17 protein-coding genes and 3 pseudogenes are annotated in these 19,834 nt (G+C 59.1%); 16 read left to right on the top strand and 4 right to left on the bottom strand.

What is annotated here, in order from left to right; all coding sequences use genetic code 11:
* The first annotated feature begins 108 nt into the window (after nt 1-108).
* Nucleotides 109-1,167, top strand: coding sequence for a Gfo/Idh/MocA family protein (locus tag FHT69_RS32415; protein ID WP_183906519.1), 1,059 nt, complete (start codon nt 109-111; stop codon nt 1,165-1,167).
* 232 nt (nt 1,168-1,399) lie between these two features.
* Here the strand turns inward: FHT69_RS32415 and FHT69_RS32410 are convergent, their stop codons facing one another.
* The 3 genes from FHT69_RS32410 to FHT69_RS32400 all read right to left on the bottom strand — a co-directional run bounded on the left by FHT69_RS32410 (nt 1,400) and on the right by FHT69_RS32400 (nt 5,406).
* Entirely contained in the window at nt 1,400-2,206 is an 807-nt protein-coding gene (locus tag FHT69_RS32410; protein ID WP_254955799.1) for a shikimate dehydrogenase, read from the bottom strand.
* Nucleotides 2,203-3,888, bottom strand: a complete 1,686-nt coding sequence (locus tag FHT69_RS32405; protein WP_183906518.1) for an FG-GAP repeat domain-containing protein — start codon at nt 3,886-3,888, stop codon at nt 2,203-2,205. The genes FHT69_RS32410 and FHT69_RS32405 overlap by 4 nt, the downstream gene beginning before the upstream one ends.
* Before the next feature lie 648 nt (nt 3,889-4,536).
* Nucleotides 4,537-5,406, bottom strand: coding sequence for an IclR family transcriptional regulator (locus FHT69_RS32400; RefSeq protein WP_246721398.1), 870 nt, complete (start codon nt 5,404-5,406; stop codon nt 4,537-4,539).
* Nucleotides 5,407-5,664: 258 nt separating this feature from the next.
* On the opposite strand from FHT69_RS32400, the gene FHT69_RS32395 reads away from it, so the two are divergent.
* Nucleotides 5,665-6,540: a ribokinase gene (locus FHT69_RS32395; RefSeq protein ID WP_183906517.1), complete on the top strand. Its 876-nt coding sequence runs from the start codon at nt 5,665-5,667 to the stop codon at nt 6,538-6,540.
* Nucleotides 6,541-6,616: 76 nt separating this feature from the next.
* Nucleotides 6,617-7,192 carry a hypothetical protein gene (locus FHT69_RS32390; RefSeq protein ID WP_183906516.1) on the top strand — a complete coding sequence of 192 codons (576 nt, stop codon included), beginning with the start codon at nt 6,617-6,619 and terminating at the stop codon, nt 7,190-7,192.
* 207 nt (nt 7,193-7,399) lie between these two features.
* Here the strand turns inward: FHT69_RS32390 and FHT69_RS34465 are convergent.
* Nucleotides 7,400-7,639, bottom strand: a pseudogene (locus FHT69_RS34465) (TetR/AcrR family transcriptional regulator); the annotation flags it as partial.
* 389 nt (nt 7,640-8,028) lie between these two features.
* On the opposite strand from FHT69_RS34465, the gene FHT69_RS32385 reads away from it, so the two are divergent.
* The 13 genes and pseudogenes from FHT69_RS32385 to FHT69_RS32330 all read left to right on the top strand — a co-directional run bounded on the left by FHT69_RS32385 (nt 8,029) and on the right by FHT69_RS32330 (nt 19,817).
* Nucleotides 8,029-8,739, top strand: coding sequence for a UTRA domain-containing protein (locus FHT69_RS32385; protein WP_183906515.1), 711 nt, complete (start codon nt 8,029-8,031; stop codon nt 8,737-8,739).
* Between the two features lie 269 nt (nt 8,740-9,008).
* Entirely contained in the window at nt 9,009-10,136 is a 1,128-nt protein-coding gene (locus tag FHT69_RS32380; protein ID WP_183906514.1) for an ABC transporter ATP-binding protein, read from the top strand.
* Complete coding sequence (locus FHT69_RS32375) at nt 10,126-10,770, top strand: ABC transporter permease (RefSeq protein WP_153368342.1); 645 nt, start codon at nt 10,126-10,128, stop codon at nt 10,768-10,770. Before FHT69_RS32380 ends, FHT69_RS32375 begins: the two co-directional genes overlap by 11 nt.
* A 4-nt stretch (nt 10,771-10,774) precedes the next feature.
* On the top strand, nt 10,775-11,500 hold the full coding sequence (locus FHT69_RS32370; RefSeq protein ID WP_183906513.1) for an ABC transporter permease: 726 nt from the start codon (nt 10,775-10,777) through the stop codon (nt 11,498-11,500).
* 8 nt (nt 11,501-11,508) lie between these two features.
* Nucleotides 11,509-12,426: an ABC transporter substrate-binding protein gene (locus tag FHT69_RS32365; protein ID WP_246721397.1), complete on the top strand. Its 918-nt coding sequence runs from the start codon at nt 11,509-11,511 to the stop codon at nt 12,424-12,426.
* 111 nt (nt 12,427-12,537) lie between these two features.
* Entirely contained in the window at nt 12,538-14,088 is a 1,551-nt protein-coding gene (gene hutH / locus FHT69_RS32360) for a histidine ammonia-lyase (RefSeq protein ID WP_183906512.1), read from the top strand.
* 16 nt (nt 14,089-14,104) lie between these two features.
* Nucleotides 14,105-15,313, top strand: coding sequence for a CaiB/BaiF CoA-transferase family protein (locus FHT69_RS32355; RefSeq protein ID WP_183906511.1), 1,209 nt, complete (start codon nt 14,105-14,107; stop codon nt 15,311-15,313).
* A gap of 2 nt (nt 15,314-15,315) precedes the next feature.
* Entirely contained in the window at nt 15,316-16,230 is a 915-nt protein-coding gene (locus FHT69_RS32350) for a 3-hydroxyacyl-CoA dehydrogenase family protein (RefSeq protein ID WP_183906510.1), read from the top strand.
* The gene (locus FHT69_RS32345) at nt 16,227-17,003 is read left to right on the top strand and encodes an enoyl-CoA hydratase-related protein (RefSeq protein WP_183906509.1); all 777 of its coding nucleotides are present in this window, start codon (nt 16,227-16,229) and stop codon (nt 17,001-17,003) included. Before FHT69_RS32350 ends, FHT69_RS32345 begins: the two co-directional genes overlap by 4 nt.
* Nucleotides 17,004-17,036: 33 nt before the next feature.
* Entirely contained in the window at nt 17,037-17,753 is a 717-nt protein-coding gene (locus FHT69_RS34735; RefSeq protein WP_183906546.1) for a UTRA domain-containing protein, read from the top strand.
* Between the two features lie 195 nt (nt 17,754-17,948).
* Nucleotides 17,949-18,290, top strand: a pseudogene (locus tag FHT69_RS32335) (helix-turn-helix domain-containing protein); the annotation flags it as partial.
* Nucleotides 18,291-18,440: 150 nt separating this feature from the next.
* Nucleotides 18,441-18,753, top strand: a pseudogene (locus FHT69_RS34455) (putative quinol monooxygenase).
* Nucleotides 18,754-19,589: 836 nt separating this feature from the next.
* Entirely contained in the window at nt 19,590-19,817 is a 228-nt protein-coding gene (locus FHT69_RS32330; RefSeq protein WP_183906508.1) for a hypothetical protein, read from the top strand.
* The last annotated feature ends 17 nt before the right edge of the window (nt 19,818-19,834 follow it).

Here is a 19,834-nt window from a genome sequence, read left to right as displayed (position 1 = left end):
TTAACAGTTGTCCGGCGGCGCGATGACTCTCGTCTCGTGCTGGATAGTCAGCCGCGGCGCTTCAGGCTGCCCACAAACCTTCATTCAACGGTGGAAGGCATCCTGGAAATGAACAAGCGTGTAGACAAGCCGCGGATCGGCGTGATCGGGGTGGGTTGGATCGGGTATCGTCATGCGAAATATTGCGGCTCATACTCCAGCTGCGAACTGGTCGGCGTGAGCGATCCTGGACCAGTTGCTGCGAAAGTCGGGGCTGAACTTAGTGTCCCCTGCTTTGCGTCAGTTGACGAGCTGCTTGATCGCGTCAAGCCCGACGGTGTGATCATTGCAACGCCGACGCAACTCCATCTTGAGACAGCCGGGAATGCGCTCGAGCGGGGCGTTGCGGTTCTGATTGAAAAGCCTATAGCCGACACGGTCGCTAACGCTCGGATGTTGGTTGACCTTGCGAAGCGAAAGAATACCCCAATCCTGATCGGGCATCATCGGCGCCATAACTCAGCGGTAAAGGAGGCACGAAGGCTGCTGATCGAAGGTGACATCGGTCGATTGCTCGCGGTAAACGTGCTCTGGGCTGTCAAAAAGCCAGACGATTACTTCGACGTGTCCTGGCGGAAGGAAAAAGGCGCAGGCCCCGTCCTGATTAATCTGATCCATGAAATCGACCTGCTTCGACATCTCTGCGGGGAGATTGAAACAGTCTCTGCGATCGTCACCAGCGAGGGGCGGGGAAATTCGGTCGAGGACACTGTGGTCGCCATGTTTAAGTTCAATAGCGGCGCAGTTGGAACGATTACTGCCTCCGATGCTACTCCTGCGCCTTGGTCGTGGGATTCAGCCACAGGGGAAAACCCGGCGATTTACCAGGGCCGGGAAAATGCTTTTCGTTTTCTAGGATCAAAAGGCTCACTCGAATTTCCAGACCTTTTTATCTGGCGATACGTCGACCAGGAAAAACCAGGCTGGCTATCGCCGATCTCCCGTGAATCGCGCGTTATTCAGCAGAACGAGGCTTATATCGCTCAACTAGAGCATTTCTGCCGCGTTATCCGACGTGAAGAAGCGCCACTGATCGATGGTGAAGATGGTCTGCGCACGCTCACGGCAACTCTAGCAATCCACGAATCCGCAGAAACCGGAATGCCCGTCACCACTGCAATGGATTAGAAACGAGCTGGCGGCAGAGAGGCAAACTGGCCGCATAGTTGGCGACGTTGTTCCGAAGCCCAGGTGCTTTCATCGAAACGCTGGCTTTGAGGACCGTGTGCCAGAGTCGCGGCCTTGGCTCCGACGTCCCAGTCGTTGAGTTTGAGGGGCGGCGGGTGAGATAATGCGAGATTTCCTGCGAGGCCGGATGGCCCGCGAGAACGGCATGCTGACGGGTAGGGTATGCCGGCAGCTAGGCCCAAAGCTCACAGATATGGTCGACGGTGAGGTCGGCTTGTCCGGTGATCATGTGCATGCCGGAATGGGTTTCGACACCCTTTGCTGCAGCCAGTGCGAGAAGTCTGGTGGTCTCGGGTTGGGCAATGACTTCGGCGAAGGTCATTCCGGGCTGCAGGAGATCCGGATTAAGCGGGAGCGCGTCTGTATCCTGAAGACCGAGCGATGTGGCGTTGACGACGAGCTGGCCTGCTGCCGGCTCGGGTTTGCCTGCCTTGGCAACCTTCCTACCAAAGTCAGCATTCACCGTCTCCGCCAGCGCTTCGGCTTTGTCAAAGGTACGATTCGACACTGTGATACTGTTGGCACCTGCCTCGACGAGTGCGAACGCTATAGCGACCGAAGCACCACCGGCTCCGACGATGAGCGCGTCGCGACCCTCAATCGCGATCCCCTTGGATTGGAGGCCACGCACAAAGCCTTTGCCATCGAACTGGTAGCCTCGAAAGCTGCCGTCGCGTTCACGCCGGACGAAATTGACGGCGCCGACCCGGGTAGCCACCGGGTCGAGACTGTCGCAAAGATCGATCGCTGTCTGTTTATGAGGTAGGGTGATGCCGAACCCCACGAGGTTCGGCATCGCCTTCAGACCGGCCCAGATGGTAGTCAGGTCCTTTGCGGGTACATGGAGCGGGACAGATACGATATCTGCTCCGCGCGCCGCAAAGAGCGGATTGACCGCCGCCGGCGACTTGGCTTGGGCGATCGGGTCGCCGATGATGCCGACCAGCCTGGTTGTGCCTCGAATGTTGACACTACTCACCACGACAGTTCCTCGCGTTTGAGCCAGACGATGCTGCCGTCCTCGATCCCGACAATGATATCAAGATTCCCACGGCCGGCCCAATCGACGACTTCCGGGGAGGCGACATGCATCGCCATCTGAATGGTCTCGTCGCGGTGCTTGATGGGGATTGGCAAGGCAAACCGCGGCTCTTCTGGTGTTCCGACATTGCGGGAGTAGAAGAGGCCCGCCTGCTTCGTTGTATTGCGTGGCGCGCCGGTCGTTGGATCCGGTGGTACGCAGGCGCGGGCATGGGTACCAAAAATAAGGTCCGTGCGACCTGTGCCTTCCCAATCGCAGAAGCACAGCTTTATGCGCCCGCGCCCGCCGCCGACATCGACCGTAAAGCGAATAGCTTCGCCGTCTTCCCAACGTAGGAAACGTTTGTCGACGAGTTCCGTGTCGGACGCCTTCCTCCAGTCGCTGAGGACTCCGTCCTCATCCAATGCAACATAATGGAGGTCGTTGTCCTTGAGCCAGTCGACGACTGCCGGCCGAACCCGCCAGACCGTCTTCAACAGCTTGCCCTTGAAGGTTAGGAACTCCTCCTCGCCGAAGCGTGGCGGCAGGACCTTTTCGCCGGTGTTGCGGAATAGCCGGTGACGGCCCGTGACGTCGCTGACCAATATGTCCATGCTGCCATTGCCGGTCCAATCGGCAAGGGTCGGGCAGGAATAGCCGAACATCTTTTCCGACGGTCCCTGGATAGAGCCCGTCAATCCGGCTGCAAGCCGGATCGGAGCGTCGCCGCCCTTCAGCATGACTTCCTTGTCGAGATAAATGATCCCGTCCTTTTCCCGGCTCTGGTAGAAGAGAAGTTCGCCTGTGCTGTTTCCGACGACAAGATCGTAGTGGCCGTCACCGCTGAAGTCATAGGCTGCGGGGCTTGGCAGGATACCCGCGTGAATCAATGGCTTCGTGGTCTCGATGCGGCCGCGCTGCTCGAAACGTGGAAGTCCGTCTTCGCCATCTCCGACGTTCTTGAGGAAGCTGATGTAGCCATCCTCGGCGCCGTAAACGATATCTTCGCGACCGTCGCCATCCCAATCGACGACGCAGGGGAGGTGGATGCACTGTTGAAGTTCCAGAACCTTGTCGTCGACATCGCGGATAAGACTGGTCGGCTCGAAGGTTCCGTCTTCGCGCTGTCGGGCAATATGCAGGATATTCCAGAACTCGCCTGCGATGACGTGTTGCTGCTTAGTCCCGAACTTGCCGAATGCAGGCGCCAGCTGCCCATAGACCTCAAGTGGCGTTTCGCCGGCAATGAGTGCATGACCTTTTTCCAGCACGGGAGCTGCGAGTGAACCTTTGTTCTTGAATGCATAGAGGAAGCCACGCAGCGGACCGCCGAGCCAACGGCCCGCGTCGTCATAACCGCGATAACCTTCGTCGTTCCATTCGAGACCGTTCGGCCAGTAGTCATTCCAGTAGTCGCTACCGACAATCAGTTCCGGCACTCCGTCACCATCGATATCGTGGAACCGGGCCATGTGGAAATATTCGTTACCCTTAACCCAGTCGGCATTGAGGTCGAGGCGGACGGGATCGCCAAATTCAGGCGCGCCTTTTTTACCAACGTTGGGAAACACATAAATCTGCCTGCGCAGCCGCGACGCGGAGACAAGATGGAAGATATCCCCATCCTTGACGGCCGTCACGTAGCCGCGGACGCCTTCGACAAGCTCTTCTTCACCCAGAATGGGTGTGCCGTCAGGATTGGTGCCGATCTGGCGACGCAGGAAGACGCGACCGTCATAGCATGCGTCCCACGCAGAAATCAGCATATCCTTCGTACCCGTACCGCTCCAATCGACGATCTCGACACAGGTGATGATCCGGCCTGCGACTGCGGCGGATTTGACGTCTGGGTGGTATTTCAAAGCCTCCGAGCCATAATCCGGACCGTGCCAAAGAGTTGCGTCGTCCTCCCATCGCTTTACGCTCATCGCAAATCCTCTCTACTTGCAGACTTAATTGGAAATGATTTCTAAAACGAAACAGTCTTTCAAATCCAGTGAAAAATTGGGTTGAGTGCGTCTCGGGTGCAGAACATCGGGAACCGCAATATAATTGGAGGCGGAGAGTGAATATCGGCAGAGACCAGAGGTTAAACGGGAATGTACTCCCAAACAGCTTGCCTCGCAGCCGACCCCCGGTGGACAAAACGGCCCTAGCGAGGGCGCGGGAGGCGCAGAGCCTCCTGCGTGATGGCATATGATGATGTCTGCAATGCCAGAGCTCGGCGATCCTTTGCAGCGATTCACGCCAGCCGTGATTGTACTTCAAAGTAAAACTGTAGACGCCAGCTACCGGACTGCGCCGGTGGCGACGATCAGTGGCGTCAGGGTTCGCTGACGAACTCGCAGAGGCCAGATATCGCTCAGTTCTGCCGCTGCCTTATTGAGAGAACGGACGAGGTCGGGCCAACGATCTTCGGTTATGCGCATAAGAGGTCCCGCAACGGAGATCGTTCCAGCGACCGGTGCTTCAGCGTCAGAACTCGTTCGAAAGGGAACCGCAACCGCTGCGGTGCCAGCTTCACCCTCTTCGACAGAGGTTGCAAAGCCCCGCTCCCGGGTTTCATTCAGTCGGACTCTGAGTTCATCAATTGATCGAGCAGAATTGGGACCAAGCGTTCGTTTTGCCGTGAAACCGCGAGAATAGACGATCTCCAACGCGCGTTCTTCGGGCAGAGTGGAAAGCCACGCCTTTCCATTCGCCGTTGCGTGAAGAACAATTTCTTGTCCCATGTCCGGATCATATCGGAGGCCGGCTGTCGCACCTTGTGCCCGTGCCACCCATATCAGATCCTCATTTTCCAGGATTGCGAGACGGCAATATTCTTTCGTTTCCGCGGCCAGCCGATTCAGAACAGATTGGACCACGTCGGGGACATTCCGAGCATCAAGGTTCCGGAACGCCAAGGCGCTCAATCGAAGAGAAAGGGCATAGTTTTGGCTCGCAGCGTCTTGGGTGACCCAACCGTGGCTAATCAGCGTAGTCAAAAGGCGATGCACTGCACTCGCTGGCATATCAAGACGTCCAGCTAGGTCGGATAACTCGACGGATCCTGCTTCTCCAGCCAGCACCTCCAAAAGGGTCAAGCACCGTGATACGGCTGCGACAGTCAAACTTGAGATCTCCTTTTTTATGCAGCCTATAAGGTTTGTTTCCATTTTGGAATAGGCTTCCACAAATTCTAGATCGGGTCGTCGGCAGACAGGGAACGTTCGCTATAGGGCTCCAATCCTCACCACGCTTGCTGAAAATAGAAATCGATTCTAAAGTAAAAAACAATTTCAGGAGAGTGTTGATTATGGAGTTCCGGTGATGATATTCAGATGACCGACGACGATCCCATTGACAGGGCGGGTCATCAGGGAACCGAACGTTTTCGCGCAGCCGTCCAAAAGTAAGCTGAGGATTGGTACCCTATGATCGTCACGTTTGGATCAATCAATGTTGACCTCATCTACCTGGTCGACGAAATACCTCAGGCGGGTCAGACCGTCTTAGCCCGCGGATCGCGAACCGAGGCCGGAGGGAAGGGAGCCAACCAAGCGTTGGCGGCTGCGCGGGATGGCGCAAAAGTCATCATGACGGGGGCGGTGGGTGACGACGCCATGGCCCCCATCGCCCTTCAGAATTTGGAGGGCGAGGTCGATATCAGCCGCGTGGTTCGATCGAGCGAACCCACTGGCTCCGCCGCGATAATGATCGATGCCAATGGCCGCAACATGATTGCGGTTGCAGCCGGCGCCAACCTCGTCGCGCAGTCTGATGGTGTTGAAGATGAGCTGCTTGGAAATGCAGGTTACGTCCTGATGCAGATGGAAAACGACGCTACCCAGATCGAAAATCTAGTCAGACGGGTTTCCAACCATCCCGCAAAATCGATTCTCAACCTCGCGCCGGCCTACCGGCTGGATCGCGACCTTCTCTCTCTCGTCGATATCGTAATCGTGAACGAAGACGAGGCCGAAGCCCTTGCCGGTTGGCTTGGTTGCGAGCCGAGCGCGAGATCCTTGTCTGATGTTCTCAACACCGGTGTCCTACGCACAATGGGAGGAGAGGGAGCAGAAGCGTTTATCAACGGCGAGAACGCAAGGGTTCCGGCGCTGCGCGTTGATGTCGTGGATACGACTGCAGCTGGCGACTGTTTTGTAGGCGTCCTCGCGTCAGCTCTGGATCGAGGCCTCTCGCTCGACGCGGCAATGCGACGAGCCGCAAAGGCGGCTGCGATTGCCTGCTCGCGTCCGGGAAGCCAGTCGAGCATTCCTCACAACGACGAGACAGATAGTTGGACCTGAGAGAAGCCAAGGGCAAGCACCTGCCTGTACCCCCATCGAAATTGACTGAAGACCCTACCACTACAGACGACCTGCAATGAGCTATCCAGCATTTATCTCGGCGGTGTTCATTCTCCTCTTGAGCCCCGGGCCGACCAATACGCTGATGGGGTTGGCATCGGCACGCAACAGTTTTTGGCTCGTTCCGAAACTACTCCCTGCCGAACTGCTCGGTTACCTCACTATGATCGTGCCCCTAACGTGGCTTGGGGGAGCGCTGATCAGCCGTTGGCCGGAAACCGCCCTGATTTTGAAGGCCGCAGCGGCGATTTGGGTTATGTATCTCGCAACAAAGCTTTGGGTGGCGGAAAACAAAGATATCACGGACCGCAGCGTGACCGCGGGACGCATATATGTGACGACGACGCTTAACCCCAAGGCCCTCGTCTTCGGACTTGTTCTTCTACCTTCGCCGACCGCGCCGGACTTGCTGCCAAAGCTAGGGATTTTTGTCGCGCTGGCAAGCATCGTTGCCGCGATTTGGGGTTTGATCGGCAGCTTGACGCAGGTCGGTGCGCGAACCCAGAGGCGCCTAATGATACTTCAGCGGGCGGCGTCCATCTGGCTCGTTATCGTATCCTGCACGGTGGCCGCGGGGCTCTTTCCAGCCTAATACCATGCATATGATCGGTCTAGCTCGCATCTGAGCACCCTGCAATACTGACGCTGCAAGATCGAATTCCTCAGCCCGGTCTGGACGACCGCGCGATGACAGCTTGCTTAGGGCACCTCGCGCTCATCCGCATCGTCAGCAGATCCATCGACCACGAAGTCGTCACTCTGGCAACGCCACGCCTACTCGTTGAACCCGCCTTGGCATTCAGGCGGCACCGTCGCCCCGAGCTATCCGCCGGATTTCTGCTGCCGCGGCACTGAGAATGCCTTTCGACAAAGTCTCATCCTCTGCGATCCGCGACAGCGTGACGGGGCCTACCATGAGAGAAAGTATCGCCATGGCCCTGCTACTACCTTGTCCGGAGGCCTTAGCGTCCTCGATTATTTCCTTCAGCACTTCGATGTGAGCGCGGATACCGTCTTCAAATGGCCGCCTTACCTCTTGAAGACGACAGCGGCCATTCAAATGTCGTCGTCTGGCCCATGTTATTCGAGCGCCGTCGGCGCGTCGTGTTGGGATCGAGCATGATGGCGATCAATGGTCGGATCCAGCGGGGAGGGGAGGTCGTGCACCTCTTCGCCCAACAGCCTTTTGATCTGTCGGGTGAAAGCGATGCCGTTTGTAGTTGACCGGTTTCAGGTTCATGGCGGCCAGCTAATAGCGAACGCCTTCAAGGAAAGTTAATCTGACATCACCAGGGGCGGTCGGCCTTGGGTCGTTCTCCAAGAGCCATCGCCTATACAAGTTCACGTGCTATAAGGTTGCATTGTCAGCGAAAAAGAAAAGAACTCGCTGGCGTAAGCGCTCGCCTTGAATTTTTACATGGAGATTGCATGCTCTCGCAGCCGCAGCCTTTATACGAACAAATCAAACTCCATGTGCTAAACCGAATCGCGGATGGCACATTCCGGCCCGGCGCGAAAATACCAAGCGAAAACCAGCTTGCCGCCGAGTTGGGATCATCTCGATTGACCGCCCATCGCGCGCTGCGTGAGTTGACCGTGAGCGGTGTGCTGCAGAGGATTGCCGGCGTTGGAACGTTTGTTGCTCCGCCCCGAGCTTCGTCTACTTTCGTGTTGTTGCACAACATTGCGGACGACATACGAAACCGCGGAGAAGTTCTATCGATTCGCGTGCACGCCGTCGAGCAGACAAGTGTCCCGCCCGACGTTGCTCAGCGAATGGGAACAAGAGCTCGGGTTCCCATCTTCCACTCGCTTATCGTCTACTGCGCAAACGGCAGCCCGGTGCAACTAGAAGACCGATTTGTGTCTCCTGGCTTCGCTCCCGGCTATCTCAACCAGAACTTCACCAGTTATTCCACGACAGATTATCTCCAGTCGATCGCGCTTCCAACGCGCACCGAGAACGAGATCCAGGCCGTCCTTCCAACTGCCAGAGAAGCACAACTTCTCGAACTGAACGAGAGTGATCCTTGCCTTGTTGTCACGAGAAAGACTTGGGTCGGTGATGATGTCACAACATTCACACGGTTCATCCATCCCGGGACCCGCCATACTTTCATCACTCAAGATAGCCGCTGATGACCGGCGCGAAGGCGGCAGCTTTGATCTTGGAACGAGCGCTGCTGGCCATCCACATCCCAGCATTGGCGCATCGACCGGGGGAAACCTGGCGTCCGTGGTAGCGCATTTGATGCAGCTTGTGGCGCGTCTTTAAGCGCCACCATCCTCCAATCGCACATTTTATGTGCAATGCACCACAAAGGCTAAAAACTGGCCTTGCCCGGTTGCGTGCCCCTCACTTTTATGTAACCTATATATACAAGTACATATAGGTATGGTGAGCCAGGTTGATCACTTTCGAAAATGTGACGAAGCGCTATCACGGCGATGTTGTGGCGGTGAACGAACTGTCGTTCACGGCGCCGACCGGTAAATTGACGGTGCTTGTCGGGCCGTCCGGATGTGGCAAGACCACATCGCTTCGCATGATCAATCGCCTCGTGGCTCCGAGCTCCGGTACGATCCGGCTGGGCGACGAACCGACATCGCGGATGGACGAAGCGGTGCTTCGGCGTCGGATCGGCTATGTCATCCAGCATGCCGGCCTCTTCCCGCACCGGACGATCATCGACAATGTTGCGACGACCGCCCGCCTGAACGGCACGCCGAAGAAGCAGGCCCGCGCGATCGCGCTGGAGCTGCTCGAGCGTGTCGGTCTCTCGGAAAGCTTTGCGGACCGTTATCCCTGGCAGCTTTCGGGCGGCCAGCAGCAGCGCGTCGGCGTGGCGCGCGCGCTCGCCTCCAATCCCAAGTTCATGCTGATGGACGAGCCCTTCAGCGCGGTCGATCCCATCGTCCGCACACAGCTTCAGGACGAGTTCCTGCGTCTTCAGCGAGAAATGGGCAAGACCATCATCATGGTCACCCATGATATCGACGAGGCGCTGAAGCTCGGCGACCAGGTCGCCGTCCTGCGCGTCGGCGGCGAGCTCGCGCAGATCGCGACGCCGCAGGAGCTGCTGACGAAACCGGCCGATGCCTTCGTCGCCAATTTCGTCGGCCGCGACCGAGGCTATCGTTTCCTGGGTTTCGTCGGCGCCCATGGACGACTGGCTGTCAAGACCGAGCCGACCGTGCGCCTCGGCGATACGCCGGAAGCAGCGCGAGGTGCTACCAAGGATCGATGGCTGCTTGTCACCAACGAGCGCGGAGAGCCGCTTGGCTGGACGGAACCGGCAAGCCTGCAGGGACCAGTCCGGATGGGCGACCTCAATCTCAGTGGCACGCTCGCTTCGGCTGACGGCTCGCTACGACAGCTTCTCGACGCGGCTTTGAGCTCGCCCAGCCGCCGCGGTGTCGTCGTCGACGACAAGGGCCAGCTGATGGGCTCCATCGGGGTTGCGGATCTGGTTGCGCTGCTGGATGGATCGGAAGATCCGGCGGCTTCGGTGAAGGGAGCGGACCATGCGGTTTGACTGGCTGCTACGTGAGTCCGGAAATATTGCCAACCTGTTCTGGTGGCATGTCGGTCTTTCCGTTATTCCCGTCATCGCCGCTCTCATTCTTTCGCTGCCGCTTGGATGGCTGGCGCATAAGAGCGGGCTGTTCAAGTCGGCGATCCTCGGGGTCGCGGGCCTGCTCTACACCATTCCGTCGCTCGCGCTCTTCGTTCTTCTGCCTCTGGTGCTGCACACGAAAATCCTCGATCCGCTCAACGTGGTTGTGGCACTGACGGTCTATTCACTGGCCCTGCTTGTCCGCACCGTCAGCGATGGCCTCGGCGCCGTGCCCCCGGATACGCTGCAGGCCGCCACCGCCATGGGATACCGGCCCTTGCAGCGGTTCTTCATGGTCGAGCTGCCGATTGCCGTGCCCGTTATCGCCGCCGGTCTGCGCGTGGCGCTCGTCTCCAATGTGAGCATCGTTTCCGTCGCTGCCTTGATTGGGACACCGCAGCTCGGGCTGCTGTTCACGCAAGGTCTTCAGCTTCGGTTCGTCACGCCGCTGATCGCCGGCATCGTGCTCTGCCTGTTGCTTGCCGTCGTCCTCGACGGTCTCGTCATCCTGCTCAATCGCTGGCTGACGCCCTGGCGGCCGAGAAAGGTGTGAGCTCATGATCGAATGGTTTCTCAATCCAGCGCAATGGCAGGGCTCGGAGGGCATCCCGAACCTTCTTGCCCAGCACCTGCAATATAGTTTCATCTCGCTTTTCATCGCGGCGCTCATCGGCCTGCCTGCCGGCCTCTATGTCGGGCATACCGGCAAGGGGACTTTCCTGATCGCCGGCCTTGCGAACGCCACGCGCGCCTTGCCGAGCCTCGGCCTGATCGTCCTGCTCGTCATTCTCGTCGGGCCTTACTTCAAATCGGACCTGGCCTATCTGGTGCCGAGTATCGCCGTTCTGGTGCTGATCGCGGTGCCGCCGATCATGATGGGCGCCTATTCCGGAATCACCTCGGTGGATCCGGCGGCTGTCGATGCGGCCAGAGGCATGGGATACAGACCACTCGCCTTGCTGCTCACCGTCGAGTTTCCCTGTGCATTGCCGCTGATCTTTTCGGGCTTCCGCAGTGCGGCCTTGCAGGTGATTTCGACAGCGACAATCGCTGCCTACGTCTCGCTTGGTGGCCTCGGCCGGCTCATCATCGATGGCCGCGCCCAAAACGACTACATGCAGATGGCCTCTGGCGCCGTTCTCGTGGGTGTTCTCGCCCTGATCGTCGACCTGTTCTTCGGCCTCGCATCCAGGATCGCAGTCTCGCCCGGCTTGACGCGCCGGACTGTGAAAGGCGTCGCCAGCCGACGCCAGCTTGCAAACGAAAAACAACGGAACAGCTAGGAAGAACGATGATGATAAAGCGAAACATGCTTGCAATCGGCGCTATTGCCATTTCTGCCCTTCTCACGGTCGCTCCGCTCGCGCGGGCTGAAGACCCCTTGTCCTCGAGCACGCCACGCTCGGATGCCGATACGATCATCGTCGGATCCGCGGACTTCCCGGAAAGCCAGCTTCTTGCCAAGATTTATGCCCTGGCGCTCGCTGCCAAGGGCATGAAGGTGGACACGAAGCTCAATATCGGCAGCCGTGAAGTCTACATGCCGGCGCTGCTCGACGGCTCGATCGACCTTCTTCCCGAATATGCCGGCGCGACGCTGAGCTACCTCGACAAGAGCGCCACCGCGCATGCCCCGAAGGATGTCGTCGAGGCGCTCGGCAAGGTGCTGCCGAAGGGCGTGTCGATGCTGACCGCATCCGATGCCCAGGATTCGGACGTGCTTGCCGTCACCGAAGAAACCGCCAAGAAATACTCCCTGACATCGATCGAGGATCTGAAGCCGGTCGCCGGCGAATTCATCCTCGGCGGTCCGCCGGAATGGAAGACGCGCAAGGAAGGCGTCGTCGGTCTGAAGGACGTCTATGGCCTGGTATTCAAGGATTTCAAAACCCTTGACGTGGCCGGTCCGCTGACCCTTTCGGCTCTGATCAATGGTCAGGTTCATGCCGCTGATATGACCTCGACCGATCCGGCGATGAAGGCGAGCAAGCTCGTCGCGCTGAAGGATACGAAGAACCTGTTCCCGGCGCAGAACATCCTGCCGATAATCGCCACTAGCAAGGTCAGCGACAAGGTCACCGCGACGCTCAATGCCGTCTCCGCCGCGCTCACAACCGAGGACCTGATCGAGATGAACGGCCGCCTCGCCAATCAGGAAAGCTTCGACACCGTTGCCGGCGATTGGCTGGCGAAGAACAAGCTGAATTAATCGATATCACGGCGGCCGAGCCATGTTCGGCCGCCGTCCCTGGACAGAGGGAAGTAGAGAGGCCGCTTGTCTCCGGACGGGGAAAGCCGGCGTCCGCCCAAGGAAACCGGAATGCCACACAGCAGCAAACGTTCACAGAACTCCGCGACCGTTCGGCTCGGCGCGTCGCCGACCACGATCAAGGATATCGCGGACATCGCAGCCGGAGCAAAAGTGACCCTTTGCCCCGATGCAGTAGACGGCATGAGCAAAGTTCAGACTCTTCTGCTTCAAGCCATTGAGGCAAACAGGCCGATATATGGCCTGACGACGGGAGTCGGCGACCTCTACACCGTGAAGCTTGAGCCCGAGGATATTTCCCGTGCGCAGCTCAATATGCTGCTCAGCCACGCGAGCGGCATGGGCACGCCGCTTGATCCGCCGGCCGTGCGCGCCATCATGGCGACGATGATCAAGGCGCTCTTGCAGGGCTGCAGCGGCGTCAGCGCCGGGCTTGTCGAGACCATGAGCGAGATGCTCAACCGCGGCGTCATCCCCTGGTCGCCTGCGAAAGGTTCGGTCGGCTATCTGATCGCCACCTCGCATATCGGTCTCGTCATTTTCGGCGAGGGACGCGCCTGGTACGAAGGCGAGCTGCTTTCGGGACGTGAGGCGATGGCCCGCGCCGGCATTGCCATCAAGGCGCCCGGTCCGCGAGAAGGGCATGCGCTGATCAGCGGCACCTATGAAATTACCGGCATGGGCGCACTCGCCGTCCATCAGGCTGAGCAGTTGGTGGCGATTGCCGATGTCGCCGGCGCCATGAGCCTGGAAGCGCTGAAAGGCAACAGCCGCGGCTATGACGAGCGCCTTCAGCGGATGCGGCCGCATCCTGGACAGGTCGAGACGGCGAGCCGGCTGCGAAGCCTGTTGTCGGATAGCGAGGTACTGGCGAAGCACCGCGATCATCGCCTTCAGGATGCGCTCAGCCTGCGCTGCATTCCGCAGGTCCATGGCAGCGTGCGCGATGCGCTCGCCTATTGCCGCGATGTCCTGACCATCGAGATCAATTCGGTGACTGACAACCCCGTTTTCGTCATCGAAGACGAGGAGCTCGTGCCTTTGCCCGGCGGCAACGGCCATGGCGCGCCAACGGCGCTGGCGCTGGATGTGCTGGCGATCGCAATCGCCCATGTGAGCACCATGTCGCAGGCAAGGTCTGACCGCCTGACCAATGGCCATATCAGCGAGCTGCCACCTTTCCTCATGGGCGCGAGCGGCGCCAATTCCGGGTTCATGATCCCGCCTTATGCGGCCGCTGCCATTGCCGGCGACAATCGCAGCCTTGCGGCGCCGGCTTCGGTCCACACGGTGAGCACCTGCGCCAACCAGGAGGACCATGTGAGCATGGGCGTCTCCGCCGCAATGCAGGCGCGTGCAGCGGCCGACAATCTCGCCGATATCCTGACGATCGAGCTCATCTGTGCCGCCCAGGGGCTGGAATTTCACCGGCCTTTGCGGCCGGGGAGGGGTACGGGTGCGGCGTATGACGCGATCCGGCATGTCGTTCCGCCACGCGACGGCGACCGCGCCATGTACCCAGAACTACAGGCCGTTCGCGACCTCATCGACAACGGCACCATCGCCGGGGCCGTCGACCGTGCCCTCGCAGTCAACGTTTAAGAGCTTGGAGACTTCCGTGACCGAAGCAACGCAGGCCGTACGGCCGCTCGATGGAATAAAGGTGCTGGATCTGGCGCGCGTGCTTGCGGGGCCTCTGTGCTCGGCCATGCTCGGCGATCTCGGCGCGACGGTGACTAAGATCGAAATCCCCGATCATGGCGACGATTCCCGCGCCTTCTCCCCGCATGTTGGCGGCGAGAGCAGCTATTTCATGCTGGTCAATCGCGGCAAGAAGAGCGTCACGCTCGATCTGAAATCGGACGAGGGCCGCGAACTGCTGCTCGGATTGATCAAGCAGGCCGATATTCTCGTCGAAAATTTCCGGCCGGGCGTCACAGCGCGTTTGGGCATCGACTACGAGGCCGTAAAAGCACTCAATCCGCGCCTGATCTATGTCAGTATTTCCGGCTTCGGCCAGGACGGGCCACTTGCCCACCGTGCCGCCTACGATCATGTCGTCCAGGCAATGGGCGGCATCATGACCGTCACCGGCTGGCCGGATGGGCCGCCGACCCGCGTGGGCGATGCGATCGGCGATGTTGTCGCCGGCATCTACGGCTCCTGGGGCGCGCTTGCGGCGCTGTTTCAGCGCGATCGGACCGGCAAGGGTCAGCATGTCGATGTCGCTATGCTCGATTCTATCATGTCCCTGCAAATGGTCTCGCTGTCGCAGATCACAGGCGGCAAGGGCGGCGCTCCCGGCCGCGTCGGCAACGCACATCCGATCAGTGCGCCGATGGATTCCTATCAGGCGATCGATGGCTATGTTGTCATCGCCGTTGCCAACGATGCGCTCTTTGCCCGACTGGCGCGCGCGCTCGGCAATCCGAGTCTGACCGAGGATCCCCGCTTCAAGACGGATCCGGATCGGCAGGGCCATCAGGAGGAGCTGCGAGCCCTCATCGAGGCTTGGACGCGTACCCGCTCGACGGAGGAGGTGACGCAGCTCCTCGATGAGGCGGGTGTCCCGGCCGCGCCGATCTACAATCTCGCCCAGGCGCTCGCTACGCCGCATGCGCAGCACCGCCAGCTATTGCATACCGTGGAGCATCGCAATGCCGGTGAATTCCAGGTCATGCCGCAGCCGGTTCGCTTCAGCGGCATTACCTCGGGCGGGGATTATGTCGCGCCGACCTTGGGTCAACATACTGATGCAGTCTTGAGCGATGAGTTGGGGTTGGCCGGCCCCGATATCGAAAATCTCCGGTTGCGGGGAGTCATCTGACCATGGCGCAGGACATCAACGACAAGACCCGCACCGGGCCGAAGGTCGCCGTCCTCGGCGCGGGCACGATGGGTGCCGGCATCGCCGGCGTGTTTGCAGCACAAGGCTATCCCGTCGCCGTCTATTCCCGCAGCTCGGAGACGCTTGACAAGGCGCGGAGCCGGATCGTCGCCATCGCTGGCGAAGCGGCGGTCACGTACACGACCTCGATGGAGGATTGCGTTGCCGGCGCCGGCATCGTCAGTGAGAATCTCGCGGAAGACGTTACGCTGAAGCAGCGCGTCTTCGGCGAGATCGAAGCCATGGCGCCGGTCGATTGCCTTTTGACAACGAATACTTCCAGCGTTCCGATCACCCTGATCGCGGCGGGGCTTGCCTGGCCGGAGCGGGTTGTCGGCATTCACTGGTTCAATCCGCCGGCTGTCATGCCGCTTGTCGAAATCGTGCGCGGCGAGAAAACCTCGGATGAGGTCGTCCAACACGCCCGCGCGCTCTGCGCCGATATCGGCAAGGAAGTGATCGAGGTGAAGACCGATATAGCGGGTTTCGTCGTCAATCGGCTGCAATACGCGATCCTGCGCGAGGCGCTCCATCTCGTCGAAGTAGGCGCCGCCTCCATCGAGGATGTCGACCGGGCGGTCGAAACGACGCTTGCGCCGCGGTGGTCTGCGGCAGGGCCGCTGCGGCTGATGGATCTGGCCGGTCTCGACACGGTCGAGAAAGTGTCGCGCATTCTGATGCCGGCGCTCGATCGCAGCGAAGGCATCCCCTCCCTGGTTCGCCGGCTGTGTGAGGAAGGTGCTTTCGGAACGAAGAGCGGCCACGGCTTTTACGACTGGACGGCTGAAGAGATCGCGGCTGCAATCGCGCGCCGCGACGATACCGTCCGCCTGCTGACGGAAAGGCGCAAACCATGACATCATCTCTCGTCAAAACGGAGAAGCAACGCGGCTTCGCGCGCGTCATCCTCGACCGGCCAGCCAAGCGAAACGCGCTTAACCTCGAGATGCTGACCGGGCTTGTCGATGCGCTGCGCGACTGCCAGGCGGATCACTCCGTGCGGGCGATCGTCATTAGCGGCAGCGAGCGCGGCTTTGCCGCCGGCGCCGATATCGGGTCGCTAGCCGCCGCCACTCCCATCGAGCTTTATACCAGCGGCTTCAGCGAGAAATGGGACGAGGTGGCGGCCATCACCAAGCCGCTCATCGCTGCGATCTCGAGCTATGCCCTTGGCGGCGGTCTTGAGCTGGCGCTGATCTGCGACATCGTCGTCGCCGATCGCACGGCGGTGCTCGGCCTTCCGGAAACCGCAATCGGCACCATACCCGGCGCCGGCGGAACCCAGCGCCTCGTGCGCGCCGTCGGTAAGTCCATGGCGATGGAGATGGTCCTGGCGGGGCGAAAGCTCGACGCGGAGGAGGCAAGGGCCTGCGGCCTGATCAGCAGCATCGCCGTCGATGGCGAGACGGTGGCCGATCTAGCCTGCGCGATCGCCGAGCGTATCGCTCAAGCTGCCCCCATCGCAGTCACCATGGCCAAGGCCGCTGTTCTCGAAAGTTTCGAGACTCCGCTGTCCGCTGGCATTCGTTACGAGCGTTCGCTGTCCGCATTGATTGCGGCAAGCGACGACCGGGCGGAGGGGATGCGTGCCTTTGCCGCAAAGGAACGGCCGCAGTTCAAGGGACGGTAAGCCGTGGAAACGCCGCGCGGGCAGGATAACCGCATAAGCGGTCCAAATCCGGCAGGAAGGTTACGAACCTACAAGGACGTTAAACAATTTATTCTTGCGTGCATCCGTACCGGAAAATGGCCGCCACACCACCGTGTGCCGTCCGAAAATCAACTCGTGGTATCGTATGGAGTCAGCAAGACCACCGCTGAGCGCGCGTTGTACGAACTTGCAAGCGAAGGCGTACTGCGGCGGATACCCGGAATCGGTTCGTTCGTAGCCAAACCAAAATGCTTCCCGGCGGTCCTCGATATGCTCGATATTGCTGAAGATATTCGCCAGGGTGGAGAAATTCATACGGCCAATGTTATCACATTGGCTGAGAATCCAGCCAGTTTCGAGATCGGCAATGAACTCGGGGTTGAGGTCGGCTCCACAGTTTTTCATTCCGTGATCCTGCATCACAAAGACAATGTTCCGGTGCAGTTGGAAGATCGCTTCGTACTTCCAAGCGCCGTTCCTGCCTACCTCGCGCAGGATTTCACCGAGCGAACGCCTACTTCTTATCTCCTAGAGGCGGCGCAGGGTGCCAGAAACGAATATTCCATAAAAGCGGTTTCGCCAGAGGGATGGGAACAGACGCTCCTTGCGATCCTTCCGACCAAGCCGTGTTTGTCCATCCACGTGCGCCTCACTTCAAACCGGAATGTAATCTCGGTTGCTCGCTTGGTTTCTCCGGCTGGTCGGTATCGACTTGAAGCGATCCGTTGACATGCCGCGCAAGCCGACTAAGTTCCATAATAGCGGCTTATGCCAAAAGAGTTTGTAGCCGCTATTTAGTAATGCGACAGTTGGGCCAGTTAGAGATGCGACAGTCTCGCCTCTCGACGTGCTGGTCAATGCCAACGTTGGGAGCAAGGATGACGACCTTCAGCCTGGTCGAGACCATGAGCGGTCGGAGTCGTCATATCCTGTTTGATCACCATGTCGCAGAAAGAATTGCATCGCCTCGAAGTTATTGAGAAGATCCGTGATCAGCGCCTTAGCGTCGGCCAGGCCGCTGAGCTGCTTGGGCTCAGCCGAAGTCAGGTGCACAGGCTGCTGCAGGCCTATGACCGTTCCGGTGCTGCCGGGCTGGTTTCGAAGAAGCGATCACGGCCATGCAATCGGCGCCACAGCGAGGAGTTTCGCAATGCGGCGCTAGACCTGATCCGCGAACGCTATCTCGATTTTGGCCCGACGCTGGCGCGCGAGAAGTTGATCGAACTGCATCACATCTCGCTCGCCAAGGAGACGTTACGCCAATGGAGAGGACGCCTCCTATTGGCCTGAAGCCCCTCGCTGTCCAATATAGGGCGCCGATCTATTCGAGTGACGTCTCGACGATCGACGAGACCGACCGGCCGACGGAAGACATCCGAACTGCAATGCCTCGAACCCTTTAATTGGAGATGCAGTATGGATAACAGAACAGGCCCGGTGAGGCTCTCAGGCTTCCTACGCTGCGCATCGATGGAGAATGTCGAATCGTCAAGCGCCATCTCCCCCAATCACCTTCGCCTGACCTGAGCGGAACCGGGTTGCCTCTCCTTTGAGGTGTCGCAAACGGATGATCCGCAACGGATGATCCTTTGTTGTGGCGTGTAGAAAGAGCTTTTTGTAGACCGGGCCGCCTTCGATTTTCATCAGCCACGCACCCGCGTCCGAGTGGTTAACCGCTACGTCCACCATCGCGCGTGACTACAATATCTCCGGACCTGAACAGAATTAACGAGAGTCAGCGTGGGGCCGAATGCCACCCCTCCGCTGGTAGTGTCTGCTCCCGAACTCCGGAAACATCTGTGGACCAAGCGACCACCGTTGCGGTCTGACGCGACATACCTTGGCGAATCTGACCTGCTTCAAAGCTATTGAGCCACGCGCCCACTTTCAGCCTCTGGACTGCTTTTCCCTCGACCTTGGAATGGAATTCCGCTCTCCTCTATTATCCTATTGGAAGTGTATACCTGTCCGAACGGGATAAGCCATTTAAAAATTCTGTCGACGCGGAACAATAGACGTTGTGTGTAAATCTATGGGCCGGCTGAGATTTGTCATACCACAGCCACTCGACACTTCGATGTGAGACCCACCGCAACATTTAGCCCCGCTTGCAAGCGGGGTCTTTTTTTGGCATTGTCAGCCGGCAATACTATTACTAGCCAGAATTGTACCGGAACTATTGTCACACGAACGTGTTACTTGGCTCGGAATGGATCGCGAAGAGGAGTCTCCTGTCTCCAGCAACACCCCCTTGCAATCTTCGCGATCCGTTCCTCTCCTGCCGGCCTTGGAGCCATTAATTTGTCCAGACCGCAGGGAACTTTTCCGGGCTATCTACTGTTAGGCCACAAGGATCGCACAGGCGCCCCATCGTGGGGCGGTCCGCTTCCCTATCTTCCTGTGCGGTCCGTACTCTCCAGCCCTCACTTGCCCCGCTTGGCGGGGCTCCTCTTTGATCCCCGGCGAGTAAAGCTGCTGTGCGGGCGCGTTGCCCGCTTGCTGGACATGTTTGGAGCCAGCGCTAAATTTTGCTTCGACTCGGGGGCCGCCACCTTGGAGGATGGGATGTTCGTGAAGTTGACCGACGGCACGATAACGCGCTGGATCAATATGGACGCTGTTATCCAGATGCGGTTCGATGACGACAAACATCAGACGGAATTATTCTTGCTTAGAGAGAACGCTGGGCCAACTTTTGTTGATGAGTCTCCGGAAGAAGTCCGAACGCTGATGGACGTCGAACTCGAGCGGCTGTCCCAAATTGCAAAATGGACCATGGGCAGGCAAAGATGATCGTTGCAAGACGATGA

This window comes from Rhizobium sp. BK008 (assembly GCF_014197345.1).
Classification (GTDB): Bacteria; Pseudomonadota; Alphaproteobacteria; order Rhizobiales; family Rhizobiaceae; genus Rhizobium; species Rhizobium anhuiense.
Note: the sequence above shows the minus strand (reverse complement) of the source record. Positions and strands in the feature narration are given on the sequence as shown.